This is a genomic window from Amycolatopsis nalaikhensis (assembly GCF_030264295.1).
Classification (GTDB): Bacteria; Actinomycetota; Actinomycetes; order Mycobacteriales; family Pseudonocardiaceae; genus Amycolatopsis; species Amycolatopsis nalaikhensis.
The window spans coordinates 4,700,440-4,719,960 of the sequence record NZ_CP127173.1 but is presented as its reverse complement, the minus strand read 5'-3'; the positions used below and the strand labels follow the sequence as shown (position 1 = coordinate 4,719,960).

The window sequence follows — 19,521 nt, the reverse complement described above, 5'->3', positions numbered from 1 at the left end:
ACATGGCCCGGTACATCACGATCACCCTCGACAAGCGCGGCGTTTCCTGCCGGGCGCGGCTGCTGGACGAAGAGGCGCCGCGGACGTGCCGCGCCGTCTGGGACGCGTTGCCGCAGAGCGGTTCCGCCTACCACGCGAAGTACGCGCGCAACGAGGTCTACACGCTCGTGCCGCCCTTCGCGGAGCCGAAGCCGGGGCGGGAGAACCCGACGATCACGCCGATCCCCGGCGACGTCGTGTACTTCGGCTTCGAAGCCTGGGAGATCGGCAACCCGGCGTACGGCTACGACGAAGGCAGCGAGGCGCACAGCGACCAGGGCGCGACCGACCTCGCGATCTTCTACGGGCGCAACAACCTGCTGATCAACGGCGACGCGGGCTGGGTGCCCGGCAACGTGTTCGCCACGATCGAGGAGGGCCTGGCCGAGATGGCGGCGGCCGCGCAGGACCTGTGGCTGCGGGGGGTCGAGGGCGAGACGCTCTCGTTCGCGCGAGCCTGAATCCCTTGTCCGGCAAGGGGACGCCGGGTGCGGTGACGCGCCCGGCGTCCCCTTTTCCGCGTCTGGGGCCACCCGAAAGGGTGATCAACGGAAACTCACCATTCGTGGCGGGTGATCACCAGATCGAGTTACCGGACTGCCCAGGATGCCGGATCAAGGCCGCAATCACCGAGGGTGATTACCCGCCTCGCCGCTACCAAGAGTGGCTGACCGCCAATGAGGGCACCCCGGCGTCGAACACGAAAGGATTACGTGTTTAGGATGGGAAGATTCCGCGCCGCCGGACTCTTCCGGAAATGGTCTTTTTGACAGGTCGCCAGCACGGTGAAAACCTGATTCCGCTCCCCACCGGGAGCTTCTCCAGGGAATCATCGAGTTGTTCGACAAGGAGTCATTTCCATGCAGATGTTCGCCCAGCACGCCCACTACTGCCACGACATCATCACCGGCGCGCTGGCGCACCTGGCGCACGTCCTCGGCTGGCTCGTCTGATCCATCCGGGACCTCGACGCCCGGCCGCGGGAAACCGCGGCCGGGCCGTTTTCACGCGCTTTTCGAAAGCTCCTCGAAATCGTCACCGGAAAGCGCCAGTTCGGCGGCTCCGCAGTTTTCTTCCAGGTGCGCGAGTGAGGACGTCCCGGGAATCGGGATCACCACCGGCGACCGGTGGAGCAACCAGGCGAGGGACACCTGGGCGGGTGTCGCGCCGAGGTCGGCCGCGACCTTGCCGAGCGCCCCGCTCGCCGTCGCGTGATCACCCCGTGCGATCGGCAACCACGGGATGAACGCGATGCCTTCGCGTTCGCAGTACTCCAGGACGTCCTCGGACGCGCAATCCGTCAGGTTGTAGCGGTTCTGCACGCTCGCGATCGGCGCGATGGCCCGCGCTTCTCCGAGTTGCGCCACGGTGACCTCGGACAAGCCGATCCGGGCGATCTTGCCCTCGTCCCGCAGCCGGGCGAGCGCGCCGATCTGGTCGGCCAGCGACACCTTCGGGTCGAGCCGGTGCAGCTGCAGCAGATCGAGGCGCTCGACGCGCAGGCGTCGCAGCGAAAGTTCCGCTTGTTGCCGCAGGTATTCCGGCCTGCCGAGCGGCACCCATTCCCCGCGGCTCGGGCGCGCGTGCCCGCACTTCGTCGCGATGAACAGTCCCTCGAACGGGTGGAGCGCGTCGGCGAGCAGTTCCTCGTTCAACCCCAGGTCATAGGCGTCCGCGGTGTCGAAGAACGTCACGCCGAGTTCGGCCGCGCGACGCGCGACGTCGGCCGCGCCGTCCCGCACGTGGTCCCACTCGGTGAGCCGCATGGCGCCGAACCCCAGGCGCCGCACGGAAAAGCCGCCTTCGAAGGTGTACGTCGATGTCATGCCAGAAGCTTCGCCCGCCCGCCGCGTCACCCACCAGAGATTTAGTCTGCGCTAAATCTCCGGTCCGTAACCGGGTGATCACCGGTTTCATCCGGATTTCATCGGGCGCCCCTAACGTCCGCCGGGCAGTGATCAACTCACGGAGGGGACTGCGAAGTGAAAAATCTGAAACGCTTTTCGCTCATCGGCGCGGCCGTGGCGGCGCTCGTCAGCGGGTTCATCGGTGCGGCGCCCGCCGCACAGGCCGAGGGGACGCACTACTACATCCTCATCGGCGGCACCTGCAACGGGAACGCCGACCAGTACAAGGAAGAGTGGCTGCGCGGCGGGGTCCGCAAGGTCGTGAACTACCCGGCGGGCGCATCCGGGCTGCCCGGCCCGTGCGGCGCGACGCCGATGGACCAGAGCGTGGCCATCGGCCGCGAAGAGGCGAAGCGCGTCGTCCAGGAGTCGTTCGACGCGGACCCGGGCGGCGAATTCACCGTCGTCGGGTACTCACAGGGCGCGATCGTGGCGAACTTCGTGCTGAACGACATCGCGGACGGCGTCGTGAACGTCGACAAGAGCCGCTTCAGCGCGAAGCTGTTCGCGGACCCGATGCAGCCGGTCGGCCCGCCCGGACGCGGCATCAGCGCGGTGATCCCGGCGGGCGCGGGCGCGCCTTCGCCGTTCGGCGGTTACGTCTCGTTCGGTCCCGGCCGGACGGACTTCGGCGGCATCCCGTACATCCGCTACTGCATCCAGACCGACGGCGTCTGCCACTTCGACACCCTCGAGGCGCCGGGCGGTTACTTCGCCCAGCACTGGTGCTACGTCGAGGGTCCGGAGCTGATGCGGGACACCCTGGCCGACGGCGTGTACACGAACTCGTCGATCGAGCTGCCTCGGCAGAACTGCCGCCCGCCCTGGCCGCAGGGCTGATCCGCGAGGGCGGGCGCCGGACGGGCGCCCGCCCTACCCGCGGTGGAAGTAGTCGCTCGCGAAGTCGGACAACCGTTGGGCCGCGAGGGGAAAGTACGCGTCCGCCCGCCAGACGAGGTTCAGCGTGCGGTGGCAGTCCGGGACGTCGAGCTGCAGCCAGACACCCGCGATGTGCGTGGCCGAACGAGAAGACGCGGGCACGAGACCGACGCCGAGCCCCGCGCCGATGAGGTCCCCGGTGGCGCCCGGCTCGTCGCTCTCGCAGGTGTATTCGGGCCGCAGCCCCGCCTCCGCGAAGAGCCGGTCGGCCAGTTCGCGCGGCCAGTACCCGGGCCGGGTGGTGACGAACGGCTCGCCGGCGAGCTCCTCCAGCCGTATCCGCTTCCGCCCGGCGAGCCGATGCCCCACCGGCACCGCGAGCAGCACCTCTTCGCGCAGCAGCTCCCGCGTCCGGAAGTCGGGGCCGGGCAACGGCTGGGAGGCGAAGCAGAGGTCGATCTCCCCGGCGCGCAGCTGGTTCGCCATCTCCGTCGCCGAGGACTGGTACAGCCGGATGTCGACGACGGGGTGCGCCGCGCGGAACTCCTTGACGACGCCGGTCAGCGTGAGCAGGGTTTCCGCGGCGACGGCGACGCTGCCGCGTTCGAGGCCCGCGACGTCGTTCAGCTCGCGACGGGCGTCTTCCAGTTCGCGCAGCACCCGGTCGACGCGGCGGAGGAAGCCCGCGCCGAAGCGGTTGAGCCGCAAGCCGCGGCCGACCCGGTCGAACAACGGCACCCCGAGGTCGGCTTCGAGCCGCGCGATCGCCCGGCTCAACGACGGTTGCGCGACGCGGAGTTCGGCGGCGGCCTGGCTGAGGTGTTCGCGGCGGGCGACCGCCTGGAAGTAGCGGAGCTGCAGCAGGTCCATTTCATAGCCTCGGAGTCATGACTTCATGCCGTTTTCGGTCTTGGACAGCATAGATTGACGCTCTTAACGTCGTTTGCGTGATCAAGACGAAATTCCTGGGGGCCACGCGCGGGTTCGTCACCGCGCACGCCGTCGCGATCTTCGGCCAGCCGGTCTTCGCGGGCAGCTACCTGACCGGCGACTACGGCATGCTCGCGGTGCACCGGTTCGGCGCGAACCTGGTCTTCTCCCTCGCGCTGGCACAGCTGGTGCCGACGGCGCTGCTCTGGAGGCGCGGCGGGCCGCGGTGGCCGTTCTGGGCGAGCGTGCTGCTGCTTCTCGGAGAGACCGCGCAGTACTTCGCCGGTCTGGCCGGCGCGCTCGGGCTGCACGTCCCGCTCGGAGTCGCGCTCGTCAGCCTCGCCGTCGTCACCCTCGTCGGGATCTGGCGATGAGCGGGCTGTCCAGGCGCCGGTTCCTCGGCCTGTCCGGCGGCGCGGGTGTCCTGCTGGCCGCGGGCCTCGCCGGGCCGCGGTTGCTCGGCCGCGCCGCGGTCACCGGGGAGCTGCTGACCAGCGAGGTGCCGCTGCCGCCACCGTTCCAGGTGCCGCTGCCGCTCCCCACCGTGCTGCGGCCGGTCGCGCGCGACGCGGACGCCGACCGGTACGAGATCGTCCAACGGCAGGCGACCGTCGAGCTGCTGCCCAGGGTGCGCACGCCGATCTGGGGCTACGAAGGCACGTTCCCCGGGCCGACGATCGAGTCGCGCAGCGGGCGGACGACGATCGTGCGGCACCGCAACGAGCTTCCCGGTGCCGACCGTGGTCCACCTGCACGGCGGCCGCACGCCCCCGGAGTCCGACGGCTACCCCACCGACCTGGTGCTGCCCGCCGGAGGCTGGCGCATGACGCACCACGGCATGGTCGACCCCGACGCGAAGATCACCCAGAGCGTGCGCGACTACGTCTACCCGTTGCAGCAGCGGGCCTCGATGCTCTGGTACCACGACCACCGCATGGACTTCACCGGTCCGGCGGTCTACCGCGGCCTCGCCGGGCTCCACTTCGTCCGCGACGCCGAAGAAGACGCTCTGCCGCTGCCGCGCGGCGAACGGGAGCTGCCGCTGGTGATCACCGATCGCGCGTTCGCCGCGGACGGGTCGATGCGCTACCCGTCCCTCGACGCGACGCTGAGCACCGTGCCCGGGGTCGAGGAGCCCTACGTCGCCGGGGTGCTCGGCGACGTCATCCTGGTGAACGGCGCGCCGTGGCCGGTCGCCGAGGTGTCCGCGACGCGCTACCGGCTGCGGGTGCTCAACGCGTCCAACGCCCGCCGCTACGACCTCGCGCTCGACCCGCCGCCGCCCGCGGGTCCGGCGTTCACACAGATCGGTTCGGACCAGGGCCTGCTCGACGCGCCGCGTGCGCACGACCACCTGCCGATCGCGCCGGCCGAGCGCTACGACGCCGTCGTCGACTTCGGGCGCTACCCAGTCGGCACCGAAGTCACCCTGCTCAATCGGACAGGCAGCGGGAGCACCGCGCACGTGATGCGGTTCCGCGTCGCGCGGCGCGGCACCGAGGACAGCCACATCCCGGAGCGGCTGAGCACGACCGAACCGCTCAATCGGACACAGGCGAGAGTGATCAGGGAGTTCTCCTTCCGCGGCATGCCGTCCGGGGGCAGGCACGGCTGGACGATCGGCGGCGAGGTGTACTCGCCGACCCGGACGGACGTCCGGCCGCGGCTCGGCGACGTCGAGATCTGGCGGTTCGTCGCGGACCTGCACCACCCGATCCACCTGCACCTGGTGCCCTTCCGGGTGCTTTCCCGCGGCGGCCGCGAGCCGGGGCCGTTCGACGGCGGGCTCAAGGACACCGTCGGCCTGCGGCCGGGCGAGGCGGTGGAGGTGATCACGCGGTTCGACGGCTACCGGGGGCGGTACATGTTCCACTGCCACAACTCCGAGCACGAAGACATGGGCATGATGGCCAACTTCGAGACCGTCTGACCAAATGTGAAAAACCTTCATAGCGACGTACCGGCGGTACGTACTACGCTGCGGTAACCACAGCAACGGTGCGGAGGAGAGGCTGTCGATGGGCGACGTGGCGGCACGGCTGGCCGAGATCGTCGGGGACAAGAACCTGCTGACCGGTGACGCGATCTCCGAGGACTACGCGCACGACGAAGCGTTGACGACGGAGCCGCAGAAGCCTGCGTACGTCGCGAAGCCGGCAACCGCCGAAGAAGTCGCGGAGCTGCTGAAGGCCGCTACGGAGCACAACGTGCCTGTCACCGCGCGAGGCTCCGGAAGCGGGTTGTCGGGAGCCGCGCGTCCCCGCGAAGACGGCCTGCTGATCTCCTTCGAGCGGATGAACGCCGTGCTCGAAGTCGACACCGGGAACCACGTCGCCGTCGTCCAGCCCGGTGTCACGCTCGCCGAACTCGACGTCAAGACCGCCGAAGCCGGGCTCAGCTACACCGTCTACCCCGGCGAGCTGAGCGCGAGTGTCGGCGGGAACGTCGGGACCAACGCCGGCGGCATGCGGGCCGTGAAGTACGGCGTCACGCGCAACAACGTCCTCGGCCTGCAAGCCGTGCTGCCGACCGGCGAGATCATCCGGACCGGCGGCAAGACGTCGAAGATCTCCACCGGCTATGACCTCACGCAACTGATCATCGGTTCTGAGGGCACGCTCGCGCTGGCCACCGAGATCACCGTCAAGCTGCACCCGCGGCTCACCCACGGCGCCACCGTGCTCGCTCCCTTCGGGGACTTCGGCCAGGTCATGGCCGCCGTCCCGGCGATCGTCTCCAGCGGGCTCGCGCCGCACATCCTCGAGTACATCGACAACCTGACGATGGCCGCCATCGTCTACAACGAGAAGCTCGAGCTCGGCGTCCCGGACAAGATCCGCGAGACGTGCGAGGCGTACCTGGTGGTGGCGCTGGAAAACCGCGAGAGCGGGCGGCTGGACGAGGACGTCGAAACAGTCGGCGAGCTGCTCGGCGAACTCGGCGCCAGCGACGTGTACGTCCTCGAAGGGCCCGCCGCGCGCAAGCTCATCGAAGCCCGCGAGAAGGCCTTCTGGACCGCGAAGGCGGCCGGCGCGGACGACGTGATCGACGTCGTGGTGCCGCGGACCGCGATGCCGCAGTTCATCACCAAGTCGCGGGAGCTGGCCATGGCCGCCGGCGGCGGTGCGCTCGGGTGCGGGCACGCCGGGGACGGCAACGTCCACTTCGCGATCTTCTGCAAGGACGACGCCAAGCGGAAGCAGCTGCTCACCGACATCTTCGCCTACGCCATGGAACTCGGCGGCGCGATCTCCGGCGAGCACGGCCTCGGCCGCACCAAGGCGGGCTACCACCAAGACCTCGAAGACCCGGCGAAGATCGAGCTGATGCGCCGGATCAAGCAGAGCTTCGACCCCGCCGGGATCCTCAACCCCGGCGTTCTCTTCCCCGAAGGAACCGCATGAGTGAGCTGAACGGCGCCCAGTCCCTGATCCGCACGCTGGTCGACGCCGGTGTCGAAGTGTGCTTCGCGAACCCCGGCACGTCGGAGATGCACTTCGTCGCCGCGCTCGACACCGTGCCGGAGATGCGCGGTGTGCTCGCGCTGTTCGAGGGTGTCGTCACCGGTGCCGCGGACGGCTACGCGCGGATCGCGGACAAGCCCGCCGCGACGCTGCTGCACCTCGGCCCCGGACTGGGCAACGGCCTGGCGAACCTGCACAACGCGCGCCGCGCGCACACGCCGATCGTGAACGTCGTCGGCGACCACGCGACCTACCACAAGCAGTACGACGCGCCGCTGGAGTCGGACATCGAGGCCGTCGCGGGCTCGCTGGAAGGGTGGGTGCGCCGCTCGGAGCACACCAAGGACGTCGGGGCCGACGCCGCCGCCGCGGTCGCCGCGTCGCAGGACGCGCCCGGCCGCGTCGCGACGCTCATCCTCCCCGCGGACGCTTCGTGGGGCGAGGGCGGCGAGACCTGCGCGCCGATTCCGCCGCGCGTCGCGCAGGCCGTCGACGCCACGACCGTCAAGGACGTCGCCGAGGTCTTCGGCGCCGGAGAGCCGGTCGCGCTGCTCATCGGCGGCAGCGCGTGCCGCGAAGAAGGACTGCGCGCGGCCAGCCGGATCGCCGCCGCGACCGGCGCGAAGGTGTTCGTCGAGACGTTCCCCGCGCGACTCGAGCGCGGCGCCGGACTGCCGGCGATCGAACGGCTCGGCTACCTCGCCGAGCAGGTCACCTACCAGCTCGACGGGATCAAGCACGTCGTCGTCGCGGGTGCGAAGGCGCCGGTGTCGTTCTTCGCCTACCCGGGCAAGCCGAGCGATCTGGTGCCCGACGGCGCCCAGGTGCACACGCTCGCGGCAGTCGGGCAGGACATCACGCGCGCGCTGACCGAGGTCGCGGATCTCGTCGCCGCGGACACCGAACCCGTGCTGGCGCAGGCGTCGCGGCCCGCGCTGCCGAGCGGGCCGCTGACCCCGCAGAACTGGGTCGACGTCATCGGCGCGCTGCTGCCGGAGAACGCGATCATCGCCGACGAGGCGAACACGTCCGGACTGCTGCTGCCGACGGCGACGGCGGGCGCGCCGCGGCACGACATCCTGACGCTGACCGGCGGCGCGATCGGCTACGGCATGCCGGTGGCGACCGGGGCGGCCGTCGCCGCGCCGGACCGGCCGGTGCTGAACCTGCAATCGGACGGCAGTGCGCTGTACACGATCTCGGCGTTGTGGACGCAGGCGCGGGAGAACCTCAACGTCACGACGGTGCTGCTCAACAACCGCGCGTACGCGATCCTGCGGATGGAACTGCAGCGAGTCGGGGCGGCTTCGGGCGGCCCGAAGGCGAACGAGCTGCTCGACCTCTCGCGGCCGGACATGGACTTCGTGAAGATCGCGGAGGGCATGGGCGTGCCCGCGACCCGCGCGACGACCGCCGAAGAGCTCGCCGAGCAGCTGCAGCGCGCCTTCGCCGAGCCCGGTCCGCACCTCATCGACGCCGTGGTGCCGCCGCTGCTCTGATCCCGATATCGTCACCGGCACACTGGACCCGGGAGCGGTGGATGAGCGACGACGAACACGCGAAGCGCGGCGTCGACCTCGAAAGACCGAACGCCGCGCGCGTGTACGACTACCTGATCGGCGGCAAGCTCAACTACGCCGTCGACCGCGCGTTCGCCGACCGGATCCTCGAGGTGCTGCCGTCCGCGCGGCACATGGCGCTGGTCAACCGGGCGTGGCTGCGGCGCGCCGTGCGGTTCGCCGCGGATCGGGGTGTCCGGCAGTTCCTCGACATCGGCTCGGGGATGCCGACGGTCGGGCACGTGCACGAGGTCGTCCAGGCGATCGACCCGGCGTCGAAGGTGGTGTACGTCGACAACGAGCCGATCGCCGTCACGCACAGCGAAATCGTGCTGGAGGACAACGAGAACGCGGCGATGGTGCAGGCTGACGCCGAGTACCCGGACGAGGTCCTGGCGCACCCGACCACGCGGGCGATGCTGGACTTCGGCGACCCGGTGATGGTGATCATGGCCGCGTTCGTGCACTTCATCCCCGACGAGCGCGACCCCGCCGGACTGATCGCCAAGTACGCCGACGTGCTCGCGCCGGGCAGCTACCTCGCGCTGTCGTCGGCGACGTGGGATGGCCAGGGCGAGGAGTCGCGGCGCTCGGTCGCGCTGTACGAGCAGAGCGGCACCCCGCTGACGCTGCGTTCCTCCGACGAGCTTCGCGCGCTGGCCGACGGCTTCGAGATCCTGCCGCCGGGAGTCGTGTTCACCCCCGAGTGGCGGCCCGACGAACCGCTCGAGGACCCGCCGGAACGGTCGGGCGGGCTGGCGCTGGTGGGGCGGAAATGACCGAGGACGAACTGGCGAAGCGCGGGATCGACTTCGACAAGCCGAACGCGGCGCGCGTCTACGACTACCTGATCGGCGGCAAGCTCAACTACGCCGTCGACCGGGTGTTCGCCGAGCAGATCCTGCAGGTGCGCCCGGAGTCGCGGGAGCTGGCGCTGCTGAACCGGAAGTGGCTGCGCCGGGTCGTCCGGTTCGGCGCCGAGCACGGGATCCGGCAGTTCCTGGACATCGGCTCGGGCATGCCGACGGTCGGGCACGTGCACGAGGTCGCCCAGGCGATCGACCCGGCGTCGCGCGTGGTCTACGTGGACAACGAGCCGGTCGCCGTCGCGCACAGCGAGATCGTGCTGCAGGACAACGACAACGCGGCGATGGTGCACGCCGACGCCGAGTACCCGGACGACGTCCTGGAGCACCCCACGACCGAGCGGCTGCTGGACTTCGCCGAACCGGTGATGGTGATCATGGCCGCGTTCGTGCACTTCATCCCGGACGAGCGCGACCCTGCCGGGTTGATCGCCGCGTACACCGACGTGCTCGCGCTCGGCAGCTACCTCGCGCTGTCGTCGGGCACCTTCGAGGGGCAGGGCGAAGAGGTGCGCCGCGCGGCCGAGCTGTACCGGAACAGCGGCACGAACGTCGTCGCGCGGTCGCGGGAAGAGCTGCGCGCGTTGGTGAAGGGCCTCGAAATCCTGCCGCCGGGGATCGTGTTCATCCCGGAATGGCGGCCGGACGATCCCGCCGAAGTCGGCGAGCACCCGGAGCTGGCCAGCCAGCTCGCGCTCGTCGCGCGCAAGAACTAGCTATTGTCGGTGGCACACCTGATCTTCCGGAGCGGCGAATGAGCGAAGACGACTACGCGAGGCGGGGCATCGACCTCGACAAGCCCAACCCCGCGCGGGTCTACGACTACATCCTCGGCGGCGAGCTCAACTACGCCGTCGACCGGATGTTCGCCGAGCAGGTGCTCGCCGCGCAGCCGAACGCGCGGCAGCGGGCGCAGCTGAACCGGCAGTGGCTGCGCCGCGCCATCCGGTTCGGGCTGGACCAGGGCGTCCGGCAGTTCCTCGACATCGGCTCCGGCATGCCGACCGTCGGGCACGTGCACGAGGTCGCCCACGCCGTCGATCCGCGGGCGCGGGTCGTCTACGTCGACAACGAGCCCGTCGCGGTCGCGCACAGCGAAATCGTGCTCGAAGACAACGAGAACGCCGCGATGGTGCACGCCGACGCCGAGTTCCCGGAAGACGTCCTCGAACACGAGACCACCGAGATGATGCTGGACCTCGACCAGCCGGTGATGGTCGTGATGGCGCTGTTCGTGCACTTCATCCCGGACGAGCGCGACCCGGCCCGGCTGATCGCCGCCTACCGCGACGCGCTCGCGCCCGGCAGCTACCTCGCGCTGTCCTCGGCGACCTACGAGCAGCAGAGCGACGGCACGGCCCGCGCGGTCGCGATGTACCAGAAGAGCGCGAACCCCGTCACGCCGCGCTCGGCCGACGAGCTGCGCGCGCTGGTCGACGGCTTCGAGATCCTCGACCCCGGCGTCGTATTCATCCCCGAGTGGCGGCCGGACTCCCCGGCGGACGTCCCCGCCGACCCGGCGGAGTGCGGCGGGCTGGCGCTGGTGGCGCGCAAGGACTAGGCGGCGACGAGCTCCGGCGCCGTCCGCGTCCGCGGGACCAGCGCCGCGAGCACGACGCCCGCGAGCGCGGCGAAGGCCGCCACCGCGAACGTCGCGCGGAAGCCGAACAGCGACGGCACCGGCAGCCCGCCGACGGTGATCGTCAGCTGGGCCAGCATCGCCGCCATCACCGCGCTCGAAACCGCCGTGCCCACCGAGCGCATCAGGGAGTTCAGGCCGTTCGCGGACGCCGTTTCGGTGACCGGCACCGAGCCCATGATCAGGGCGGGCATCGCCGCGTACGCGATGCCCACGCCGGCGCCGATGATGACCGACGCCGTGATGAGCTCGAGCGCGTTGTCCATCAGCACGATCGCGAACGCGTACCCGACCGCGATCACCAGCGCACCGCTCATCAGCGTCGGACGCGGGCCGAACCGCGCGATCAGCCGCGCCGAAACCGGTGAGAGCAGCATCATCACCAGGCCGTTCGGGGCGAGCGTGAGGCCCGACTCGACCATCGACTGCCCCAGCCCGTAGCCGGTCGACGCCGGGGCCTGCAGCAGCTGCGGGAACGACAACGCCATCGCGTACAACGCGAAGCCGACCATGATCGACGCCAGGTTCGTGAACAGCACCGGGCGGCGGGAGGACACGCGGAGGTCGACCAGCGGGTCGCGGCGGCGCAGCTGGTAGGCACCCCACACGACCAGGACGACGACGGCCGCGGCCGCGAACCCGAGCGTCGGCGCGCTCGTCCAGCCCCACGTGCCGCCCTTGACCACAGGCAGCAGCAAGCAGAGCAATCCGGCGGCCAGGCCGAACGCGCCGAAGAAGTCGAACGGCGCCGGCGTCCGCAGCGGCGACTCCGGCACCACGGTGAGGATCAGCACCGCGCACGCCAGCCCGAGGCCGGCGGCGGTCCAGAAGAGCGCGTGCCAGTCGGCGTTCTCGGCGACGAGCGCCGCGACCGGCAGCCCGATCGCGCCGCCGACCCCGAGCGTCGCGCTCATCAGGGAGATCGCGCCGCCGACGCGTTCGGGCGGAGCTCGTCGCGCATGATGCTGATGCCGAGCGGGATGACGCCCATCGCGCAGCCCTGCAGGCCGCGGCCGATGATGTGGAACACGAGGGTGCTGGTCGTCGCGGACACGACCGAACCGGCGATGAGCAGCGCGAGGCTGACGAGGATCATCCGGCGCTTGCCGTAGAGGTCGCCGAGCCGCCCGCTGACCGGGGTGATGACGGACGCGGCCAGCAGCGTCACGGTGACCACCCACGACGCGTCGGCGGGCGAGGCGTTCAGCAGCCGTGGGAACACCGGGATGAGCGGCACGACCAGCGTCTGCATGAACGAGGCGACCAGCCCGCACGACGCGAGCACGACGACGATCGCGCGGCCGGACCGTCCGGACACGGCACCCCCAGTGCGTAGTTAGTACACATCATGCAACTTCATGCACTGTACCTACGTACTGGTCGGTTTCCGCTCGAATAGTGATTTCGTCACAGCCAGGTGCGGACGCCTCCGTGGCCTGAGCAGGTGCCCGAACGGTGCTGGCTGTAGCTGTAGCTGCCGTCCTTGCAGAGGGCCGTCGCGCCGGCGGGGTTGTCGCTGGGCCGGTGGACGCAGTTGCCGTCGGAGTTGCGGTAGTAGTCGGCGCCGCACCCGGTCGGCTGCGGGGCCGCCTGCGCGGTCGTCCTCGGCGCCTGGGGCTTCGGCGTCGTCGTCTTCACCGCGGGCGCGGGCGCGGGCACGGTCGTGGACGGCGGCGCTTCGGTCGTGGTGGGCGTTTCGGTCGTGGCCGGAACGGAGTACGTCGAGGACGTCGACGTCGGAGCATCGAGGACGCCGATGCTCCCGGTGTCCTTCGGCGGGACCGTGCCGACGCCACAGCCCGCGAGCAGCAGGCCGGCGGCCAGGATCAACCCCAGTTTGGTCTTCACGAGAACTCCTTAGCGTTACGAACCAATGCCGCCGTAGTCGCTCGCCCGAGTGCGGTTGTTACGGCTCGCGGCGTCCTAGACTCGCGATGTGTCCTGGTTGCGGCGTTACGCGGCGGAGCTCGCGGTCACCGTCACGGTGCTCGTGGGCACGCTGTTCGCCGTCCTGAGCGACCGGGCCGATCCCCCGCACCACGCCGTCCTCGGCTGGGTGCTCACCGTTCTCTGCTGCGCCGCGCTGTTCTTCCGGCACCGGTACCCTCTGAGCGTCGCCGGGTTCGCGCTCGCCTGCTGCGCCCTCTACTACCCGCTCACCGACCCGGACGGTCTCGTCCTGCTCGCCTTCGCCTACACGCTCTACGCGGCGGCCGCGGCCGGGCGGATCCGGGGTGCCGCGCTGCTCGTCGTCGCGGCCATGGCCGGGGTCGTCGTCGGCGAGGTCAGCTCCCGGACGGGACGGCACGTCGACAACTTCGCCTTCTTCCTGATGACGGGCTGGTTCGTCGCCCTGGTCGCGGGCGGCGCCGTCGCGCACTACCGCGCCGAAGCCGAACGCACCAAGGAAGCCGAAGCACGCGCCCGGGCCACCGACGAACGTCTCCGCATCGCCCGCGAGCTGCACGACGTCCTCGGCCACCACCTCGCGCTGATCAACGTCCAGGCGGGCGCCGCGCTGCACCGGCGGGATCCCGCGCAGTCCGAAGAAGCCCTCAGCGCCATCAAGGACGCCAGCAAGACCGCGCTCCGGGAACTGCGCGCGACGCTCGGCATGCTCCGCCAGGGCGACCGCCCCGGGCTGGACCGCGTCGCGGAGCTGGCCGAGTCGGTCGGCGCGTCCGGGCTGACCGTGCGCACGGAGATCGACGGCGTCGCGCGTGACCTGCCGCCGGACGTCGAGCACGCCGCCTTCCGCGTCGTGCAGGAGGCGCTGACGAACGTCGCGAAGCACGCCGCCGCGAAGAGCGTCGTCGTCCGGCTCGGGTACGGCGCCGACGAGCTGTCCGTGCAGGTCGACGACGACGGCCGCGGCGGTGCCGCCCCGCCGGGCAACGGAATCCGCGGCATGGCCGAACGCGCGCGGGCACTCGGCGGCGAGGTGACCGCGGCGCCGCTGGAGAACGGCGGTTTCCGGGTGCGCGCCCGGCTGCCGGTGCGATGATGGGCCGATGATCCGGGTCCTGCTCGTCGACGACCAGCGGCTGGTCCGCGCCGGCTTCCGGTCCATTTTGGACGGCGAGGACGACATCACCGTCGTCGCCGAAGCCGCCGACGGGCGCGAGGCGCTGCAAGCCGCGCACGAGCACCGCCCGGACGTCGTGCTGATGGACATCCGGATGCCCGTGCTCGACGGCCTCGCCGCCACCCGGCACCTGCTCGAGGATCCGGGGGTGAGCACCAAGGTCGTCATCCTCACGACGTTCGACCTCGACGAGGACGTCTACGGCGCCCTGCGCGCGGGCGCGAGCGGGTTCCTGGTCAAGGACACCGAGCCCGAAGAGCTGATCCACGCCGTGCGCGTCGTCTCCCGCGGCGACGCGTTGCTCGCGCCGTCGATCACCCGGCGGCTGATCTCGGAGTTCGCCGCGCGGGTCACCCGCCCGGCACCGCCGCCGGCGCTGGACCGGCTCACCGACCGCGAGCGCGAGGTGCTCACTCTGGTCGCCGCCGGACTGTCGAACGACGAGATCGCGCGCGAACTCACGCTCAGCCCGGCCACGGCGAAGACGCACGTCAGCCGCATCATGACGAAGACCGGCACGCGCGATCGCGCGCAGCTCGTCGTGCTCGCGTACGAGTCCGGCGCCGTGACGCCGCGCTGGCTGACCCCCTAGCCGTACTCCCGCGGGAGTACGGGAACGGCCTTAAGGGACACCGGCGGGAGCAGGCGAAGTGTCCTCCCGTGCGCGACGCGGTGCAGGGCCACGCTCGCGAATCCTTGTCCACCATGGACACCATCACTCGCTCCCCCGGGGGCAGCTTGGCCCGGCTGGCGGGCTGGGCGCAGCGCCACCGGTGGCTCGCCGTCGCACTCTGGGCGCTCGTGCTCCTCGGCGTCACGCTCACCTCAAGCCTCACCGGCGACGCGTTCCACGACGACAACTCGCTTCCCGGCACGGAGTCGCAGCAGGTCGTCGACCTCCTGGAGAGAACTGCGCAATCGGGCACGAGCGCGCAGATCGTCTTCAAGGAGGACGCCGGGCTCGCGACGCAGCGCGCCGCGGTCGAAAACACTCTGGGAAATGTCCGATTGCAGCCGCACGTGCGCTCGGTGACCGACCCGTTCGACACGCTGTCGCGGGACGGCCGGATCGGCTACGCGACCGTCACCTTCGACGCCGCCTCGACCGACCTGCTCTACGACGACATCGTGAAGTTCGCAGACGCCGCGAAGGACGCCGGGCCGGTGACCGTCGCGCTCGCGGGCGACCCGGTCGAGCGCATCTCCGAAAGCGGCGGTCCCGCGGAGGGTGCCGGGCTGCTCGCCGCGCTCGTCATCCTCGTGTTCCTGTTCCGCTCGCTGCTCGCGGCCGGGCTGCCGGTCATCACCGCGGTGTTCGCGGTCGGCAGCACGCTGGGCGTGATCACCGTCGTCTCGCACTTCGTCGACATCGCGAGCTACACCTCGCCGCTGATGATGCTGGTCGGGTTCGGGGTCGGCGTCGACTACGCGTTGCTGATCTTCTCCCGCTACCGCGCCGAGATCCTCGCCGGGCACGACCGCGACACGGCGTCCCGGCGCGCGCTCGACACCGCCGGGCGCTCGGTGCTGTTCGCCGGGACGACGGTGATCATCGCGTTGCTCGGGCTGCTCGCGCTCGGCCTCGGCGGGTTGCGCGGGGTCGCCGTGGCTGTCGCGCTGACTGTCCTGATGACGATGCTCGCGTCCGTGACGCTCCTGCCCGCGCTGCTCTCGCTGTTCGGCAAGCGGCTCGAGCGCGGCATCCGGCGTCACGCCGCGAAACGCGACCACGGTCGGGCCTGGCGCAGGCTCGCCGACGGCGTCCAGCGGCGGCCCGTGGCGCCGCTGGCCATCGGGCTGATCGTCCTGGTCGGGCTCTCCATCCCGGCCATGGGCATGCGCCTCGGGTTCGCCGACGCGGGCACCGACCCGGCCGGATCGACCACGCGGCAGGCGTACGACCTGCTGGCCGAAGGTTTCGGGCCGGGCTTCAGCGGGCCCCTGGCCGTCGTCGCCGAAGAGGGCGACGCAGTCGCGTTGCAGCAGAAGCTCGCGTCGACGCCGGGAATCGCCCAAGCGCTGCCGCCGAGGGGGAACACGGTGCTCGCGTTCCCGACGACGTCACCGCAGGACGAAGCCACGGCCGAACTGGTGACGCGCCTGCGCACCGACGTCCTGCCGACGCTGCCGGGCCACTACCTGGTCGGCGGCTCGGTGGCGGCCGCGACGGACTTCGCCGGGGCCGTCGCCGACCGGCTGCCACTGTTCGTGCTGGTCGTCGTCGGGCTCTCCGCGCTGCTGCTCATGGTCGTGTTCCGGTCGATCCTCATCCCGCTCAAGGCGGCGCTGCTGAACCTGCTGAGCATCGGCGCTTCGTTGGGCGTGATGACGCTCGTGTTCGGCGACGGCTGGTTCGGCGCGCAGCCCGGCCCGATCGAGGCATTCGTGCCGGTGATGATCTTCGCGATCGTGTTCGGGTTGTCGATGGACTACGAGGTATTCCTGGTGTCGCGGATGCACGAGGAGTGGCGGCGCACCGGCGACGCGCGGCTCGCCGTCCGCGAAGGCCTCGCGTCGACCGGCGGCGTGATCACCGCGGCCGGCGCGATCATGGTGCTCGTGTTCGGCGCGTTCCTGCTCGACCCGTCGCGGATGCTGGCGCAGTTCGGCCTCGGGCTGGCGGTCGCCGTGCTGCTGGACGCGCTGGTGATCCGCTGCCTGCTCGTCCCGGCGATCATGCGGCTGCTCGGCGCGCGGGCGTGGTGGCTGCCGCGGTGGCTGGACCGGCGGCTCCCGCACGTCGCGCTGGAACCCTAGGTGCCCCAGGCGGTCGGCGTCTCCGAAAGCCGGAAGTCCAGCGTGCCGCCGGTGCGCAGGAAGGACGCGTCGAGCTTCCAGCCGGCTTGCGGACGCCGATCGCGGCGGACGTCGGCGACGTACTTCCCGCTGCCGGACGTCGTGATCCGGATCGGCGCGCCCGCCGCCGGGCGGACCACCGCGCTCGGGAACAACGGGCTGGAGAGCAGCAGCTCTCCCGTGCCGGGCGTGCGCGGGTAGATCCCGAGCGCGGCGAAGACGTACCAGGCGGACATCGTGCCGAGGTCGTCGTTGCCGGGCAGGCCCGACGGCCCGGTCGTGTAGACGGAGTTCACCAGCTGCCGCACGGTTTCCTGGGTCTTCCAGGGCTGCCCGAGCTCGTTGTACAGCCAGGGCGCGTGGATGTCGGGCTCGTTCGTCGGGTCGTACTTGAGCGGGCCACCGCCCTTGAGCTGCCAGTTGCCGTTCGCGTCGTGGAAGAACGCGTCGAGGCGGGTGACGGCGGTCGCCTTGCCGCCCATCGCGTCGGCGAGGCCGGAGACATCCTGCGGGACCATCCAGGTGTAAGCCGCCGCGCTGCCTTGGGCGAAGCCGCGGTCGCTCGCCGGGTCGAACGGCGTCACCCAGCTGCCGTCGAGGTTGCGCGCCTGCGTATAGCCGGTCTCCGGGTTGAAGACGTTCCGCCAATACGCGCCCCGGGTCCGCAATTCCGCGGCTTCGCGCGGGCGGTCCAGCAGCTCTGCGAAATGTCCGATTGCGGAATCGGCGACGGCGTCTTCGAGCGTCTCGGCGGCGCCGCCCCAGCAGTGGCAGACGTCGTTGGGCGCGTAGTGCGACACGAGGTACTGCGCCAGGTTCGGGCGCTGGCCGACGCACTGTCCGGGGCAGCCGCCGTCCTGCAGGCCTTCGGGCCGCGGCACGGTCGCCTGCCGGTACAGCGAGTCGAACGCGCCGCGGTAGTCGAAGTTGCGGACGCCCATCGCGTAGAAAGTCGCGATGGTCGCCGCCGACGGGTCGCCGGTCATCACGTGCGTCGCGCCGTTGACGTGCACCCAGCGGTCCCAGACGCCGTCGTTCTGCTTCGCGTAGTTGAAGAGCGACTGGGCGAAGTTCCCGGCGACGCGCGGTTCGAGCAGGGCGAGCAGCTGCACCTGCGCGCGGTACTGGTCCCAGCCGGAGAAGTTGCTGTACTGCGCGTCCTGCCCGGGTTCGACGCGGTGGGTTTTCCGGTCCATCCCGAGGTACTGGCCGTCGACGTCGCTGACCAGGCTGGGCTGCTGGAGGCTGTGGTAGAGCGCGGTGGTGAAGACGATCCGCTGGCCTGCGGTGCCGCCATTGACCTGGACCCGGCTCAGCTCGGTGTTCCAGACTTGCTTCGTCTTCGCGGCGACGCTGTCCACCGTGGACTTGGCTGGCTGCTCGGCACGCAGGTTGCGCTCCGCGCCTTCGAGGGAGACGTAGGAGATCGCGATCCGCATCGTGACCTTGCTGCCGGGCGCGAAGGTGACGTATCCGCCGGAGCCGCGGCCCGCGCGGTCCTTGCCGGTCGCGTAGCCTTCGCCGCCGGTCTGGTCCAGGCCGCCGGGCTGCAGCGTCGCGTCCTTCCACGTCCCGGCGCCGGTGACGGGCTGGTCGAACCGCGCGGTGAAGTAGAGGCGGTAGTAAGACTTGCGGTTGTTGACGCCGCCGTTCGCGCGGCGGCCGCAGAACGCGCCGGTGAGCACGGATCCGGTGACCGTGCGGTTCGCCGGGTCGATGTGGGTCTCGGCGTCCTCGCTGCCGTTGAGGGAATTCGACGTCCGGAAGAGGAGGCTCGCGGGCTTGCCTTCGGGGTAGGCGAGGGTGCCGATCGCGGTCCGTTCACTGGCGGCGAAGTCGGTCGTGACGCCGTTCTGCAGGCCGAGCCGGTAGCGGCCGGGCGTCGCGGCTTCGTCGGCGTGGCTGAAGTTGCTCGCGTAGACGGCGTCGGTGGTGTCGTCGGTCGGCGAGGAGGTGACGTCACCGGCGAACGGCAGGATCGGCACGTCCCCCGCGGCGCCGGGGTTGCAGCCCGCGCCGTTGACGTGGGTGAGGCTGAAGCCGCGAAGCCGGGTGGTGTCGTACTGGTAGCCGTTGGCGGCGCCGGTGGACGTCTGGTCGCCGCGGGTGCTGGTCGGGCTCCAGGCGAGCATCCCGAAGGGCGCGGTCGCGCCGGGGTAGGTGTTGCCGTCCCCGGCGGAGCCGATCAGCGGATCGACGAAGTCGGCGGGGCTCAGATCGGCAGCGGCTGACATCGTTGTCAAGGTGGAGGCGAACAAGGCGGCGGCCAGTGCCACCGTGACGGGACGGCGCATGGGCGGAGATTAACCCGCGGTCGGTGGATTCCGGGCGAACGGAAGCGGACAAACTGCCGGAC

General features: G+C 70.8%; 15 protein-coding genes and 2 pseudogenes. 12 read left to right on the top strand and 5 right to left on the bottom strand.

Annotated features, from left to right (window positions below; genetic code table 11):
* Positions 1–2 precede the first annotated feature (2 nt).
* Positions 3–500, top strand: coding sequence for a DUF3830 family protein (locus QP939_RS23260; protein ID WP_176175121.1), 498 nt, complete (start codon positions 3–5; stop codon positions 498–500).
* A 543-nt stretch (positions 501–1,043) separates the two neighbouring features.
* Here QP939_RS23260 and QP939_RS23255 read toward each other — a convergent pair.
* The gene (locus QP939_RS23255) at positions 1,044–1,865 is read right to left on the bottom strand and encodes an aldo/keto reductase (protein ID WP_285458928.1); all 822 of its coding nucleotides are present in this window, start codon (positions 1,863–1,865) and stop codon (positions 1,044–1,046) included.
* A gap of 156 nt (positions 1,866–2,021) precedes the next feature.
* Between QP939_RS23255 and QP939_RS23250 the strand changes: the two genes are divergently transcribed.
* Positions 2,022–2,786, top strand: a complete 765-nt coding sequence (locus QP939_RS23250) for a PE-PPE domain-containing protein (RefSeq protein WP_285458927.1) — start codon at positions 2,022–2,024, stop codon at positions 2,784–2,786.
* A gap of 33 nt (positions 2,787–2,819) precedes the next feature.
* Here the strand turns inward: QP939_RS23250 and QP939_RS23245 are convergent, their stop codons facing one another.
* On the bottom strand, positions 2,820–3,695 hold the full coding sequence (locus QP939_RS23245; protein ID WP_285458926.1) for a LysR family transcriptional regulator: 876 nt from the start codon (positions 3,693–3,695) through the stop codon (positions 2,820–2,822).
* Positions 3,696–3,772: 77 nt separating this feature from the next.
* Here QP939_RS23245 and QP939_RS23240 point away from each other — a divergent pair, with 77 nt between their 5' ends.
* From QP939_RS23240 to QP939_RS23210, 7 genes and pseudogenes are all read left to right on the top strand, one after another.
* Positions 3,773–4,129 (top strand): hypothetical protein, encoded by a 357-nt coding sequence (locus QP939_RS23240; protein ID WP_285458925.1) that lies wholly within the window; start codon positions 3,773–3,775, stop codon positions 4,127–4,129.
* Positions 4,126–5,686: pseudogene (locus QP939_RS23235) on the top strand (multicopper oxidase family protein). The gene QP939_RS23240 and the pseudogene QP939_RS23235 overlap by 4 nt, the downstream one beginning before the upstream one ends.
* Positions 5,687–5,774: 88 nt before the next feature.
* Positions 5,775–7,160, top strand: a complete 1,386-nt coding sequence (locus QP939_RS23230; RefSeq protein ID WP_285458924.1) for an FAD-binding oxidoreductase — start codon at positions 5,775–5,777, stop codon at positions 7,158–7,160.
* Complete coding sequence (locus QP939_RS23225; protein WP_285458923.1) at positions 7,157–8,719, top strand: acetolactate synthase large subunit; 1,563 nt, start codon at positions 7,157–7,159, stop codon at positions 8,717–8,719. Before QP939_RS23230 ends, QP939_RS23225 begins: the two co-directional genes overlap by 4 nt.
* A 41-nt stretch (positions 8,720–8,760) precedes the next feature.
* Positions 8,761–9,558 carry an SAM-dependent methyltransferase gene (locus QP939_RS23220; protein ID WP_285458922.1) on the top strand — a complete coding sequence of 266 codons (798 nt, stop codon included), beginning with the start codon at positions 8,761–8,763 and terminating at the stop codon, positions 9,556–9,558.
* Positions 9,555–10,361, top strand: coding sequence for an SAM-dependent methyltransferase (locus tag QP939_RS23215; protein ID WP_285458921.1), 807 nt, complete (start codon positions 9,555–9,557; stop codon positions 10,359–10,361). The genes QP939_RS23220 and QP939_RS23215 overlap by 4 nt, the downstream gene beginning before the upstream one ends.
* Positions 10,362–10,399: 38 nt before the next feature.
* Positions 10,400–11,206, top strand: a complete 807-nt coding sequence (locus QP939_RS23210) for an SAM-dependent methyltransferase (protein WP_285458920.1) — start codon at positions 10,400–10,402, stop codon at positions 11,204–11,206.
* On the opposite strand, the pseudogene QP939_RS23205 reads toward QP939_RS23210, so the two are convergent.
* Positions 11,203–12,536 (bottom strand): annotated as a pseudogene (locus tag QP939_RS23205) (MFS transporter). The gene QP939_RS23210 and the pseudogene QP939_RS23205 overlap by 4 nt on opposite strands.
* 155 nt (positions 12,537–12,691) lie before the next feature.
* On the bottom strand, positions 12,692–13,132 hold the full coding sequence (locus QP939_RS23200; protein ID WP_285458919.1) for a DUF3761 domain-containing protein: 441 nt from the start codon (positions 13,130–13,132) through the stop codon (positions 12,692–12,694).
* 88 nt (positions 13,133–13,220) lie between these two features.
* Between QP939_RS23200 and QP939_RS23195 the strand changes: the two genes are divergently transcribed.
* From QP939_RS23195 to QP939_RS23185, 3 genes are all read left to right on the top strand, one after another.
* Positions 13,221–14,288: a sensor histidine kinase gene (locus tag QP939_RS23195; protein ID WP_285458918.1), complete on the top strand. Its 1,068-nt coding sequence runs from the start codon at positions 13,221–13,223 to the stop codon at positions 14,286–14,288.
* A 7-nt stretch (positions 14,289–14,295) separates the two neighbouring features.
* Positions 14,296–14,961: a response regulator gene (locus QP939_RS23190; RefSeq protein WP_285458917.1), complete on the top strand. Its 666-nt coding sequence runs from the start codon at positions 14,296–14,298 to the stop codon at positions 14,959–14,961.
* A 113-nt stretch (positions 14,962–15,074) separates the two neighbouring features.
* Positions 15,075–17,126: an MMPL family transporter gene (locus tag QP939_RS23185; RefSeq protein WP_285458916.1), complete on the top strand. Its 2,052-nt coding sequence runs from the start codon at positions 15,075–15,077 to the stop codon at positions 17,124–17,126.
* Here QP939_RS23185 and QP939_RS23180 read toward each other — a convergent pair.
* Positions 17,123–19,459 (bottom strand): GH92 family glycosyl hydrolase, encoded by a 2,337-nt coding sequence (locus QP939_RS23180; RefSeq protein WP_285458915.1) that lies wholly within the window; start codon positions 19,457–19,459, stop codon positions 17,123–17,125. The genes QP939_RS23185 and QP939_RS23180 overlap by 4 nt on opposite strands.
* Between the last annotated feature and the right edge of the window lie 62 nt (positions 19,460–19,521).

Bases quoted from the DNA above. Each gene is read 5' to 3' on its own strand.
- QP939_RS23260 (WP_176175121.1), top strand. From the start codon at position 3: ATGGCCCGGTACATCACGATCACCCTCGACAAGCGCGGCGTTTCCTGC.
- QP939_RS23255 (WP_285458928.1), bottom strand. From the start codon at position 1,865: ATGACATCGACGTACACCTTCGAAGGCGGCTTTTCCGTGCGGCGCCTG.
- QP939_RS23245 (WP_285458926.1), bottom strand. From the start codon at position 3,695: ATGGACCTGCTGCAGCTCCGCTACTTCCAGGCGGTCGCCCGCCGCGAA.
- QP939_RS23230 (WP_285458924.1), top strand. From the start codon at position 5,775: ATGGGCGACGTGGCGGCACGGCTGGCCGAGATCGTCGGGGACAAGAAC.
- QP939_RS23225 (WP_285458923.1), top strand. From the start codon at position 7,157: ATGAGTGAGCTGAACGGCGCCCAGTCCCTGATCCGCACGCTGGTCGAC.
- QP939_RS23220 (WP_285458922.1), top strand. From the start codon at position 8,761: ATGAGCGACGACGAACACGCGAAGCGCGGCGTCGACCTCGAAAGACCG.
- QP939_RS23215 (WP_285458921.1), top strand. From the start codon at position 9,555: ATGACCGAGGACGAACTGGCGAAGCGCGGGATCGACTTCGACAAGCCG.
- QP939_RS23210 (WP_285458920.1), top strand. From the start codon at position 10,400: ATGAGCGAAGACGACTACGCGAGGCGGGGCATCGACCTCGACAAGCCC.
- QP939_RS23190 (WP_285458917.1), top strand. From the start codon at position 14,296: ATGATCCGGGTCCTGCTCGTCGACGACCAGCGGCTGGTCCGCGCCGGC.
- QP939_RS23185 (WP_285458916.1), top strand. From the start codon at position 15,075: ATGGACACCATCACTCGCTCCCCCGGGGGCAGCTTGGCCCGGCTGGCG.
- QP939_RS23180 (WP_285458915.1), bottom strand. From the start codon at position 19,459: ATGCGCCGTCCCGTCACGGTGGCACTGGCCGCCGCCTTGTTCGCCTCC.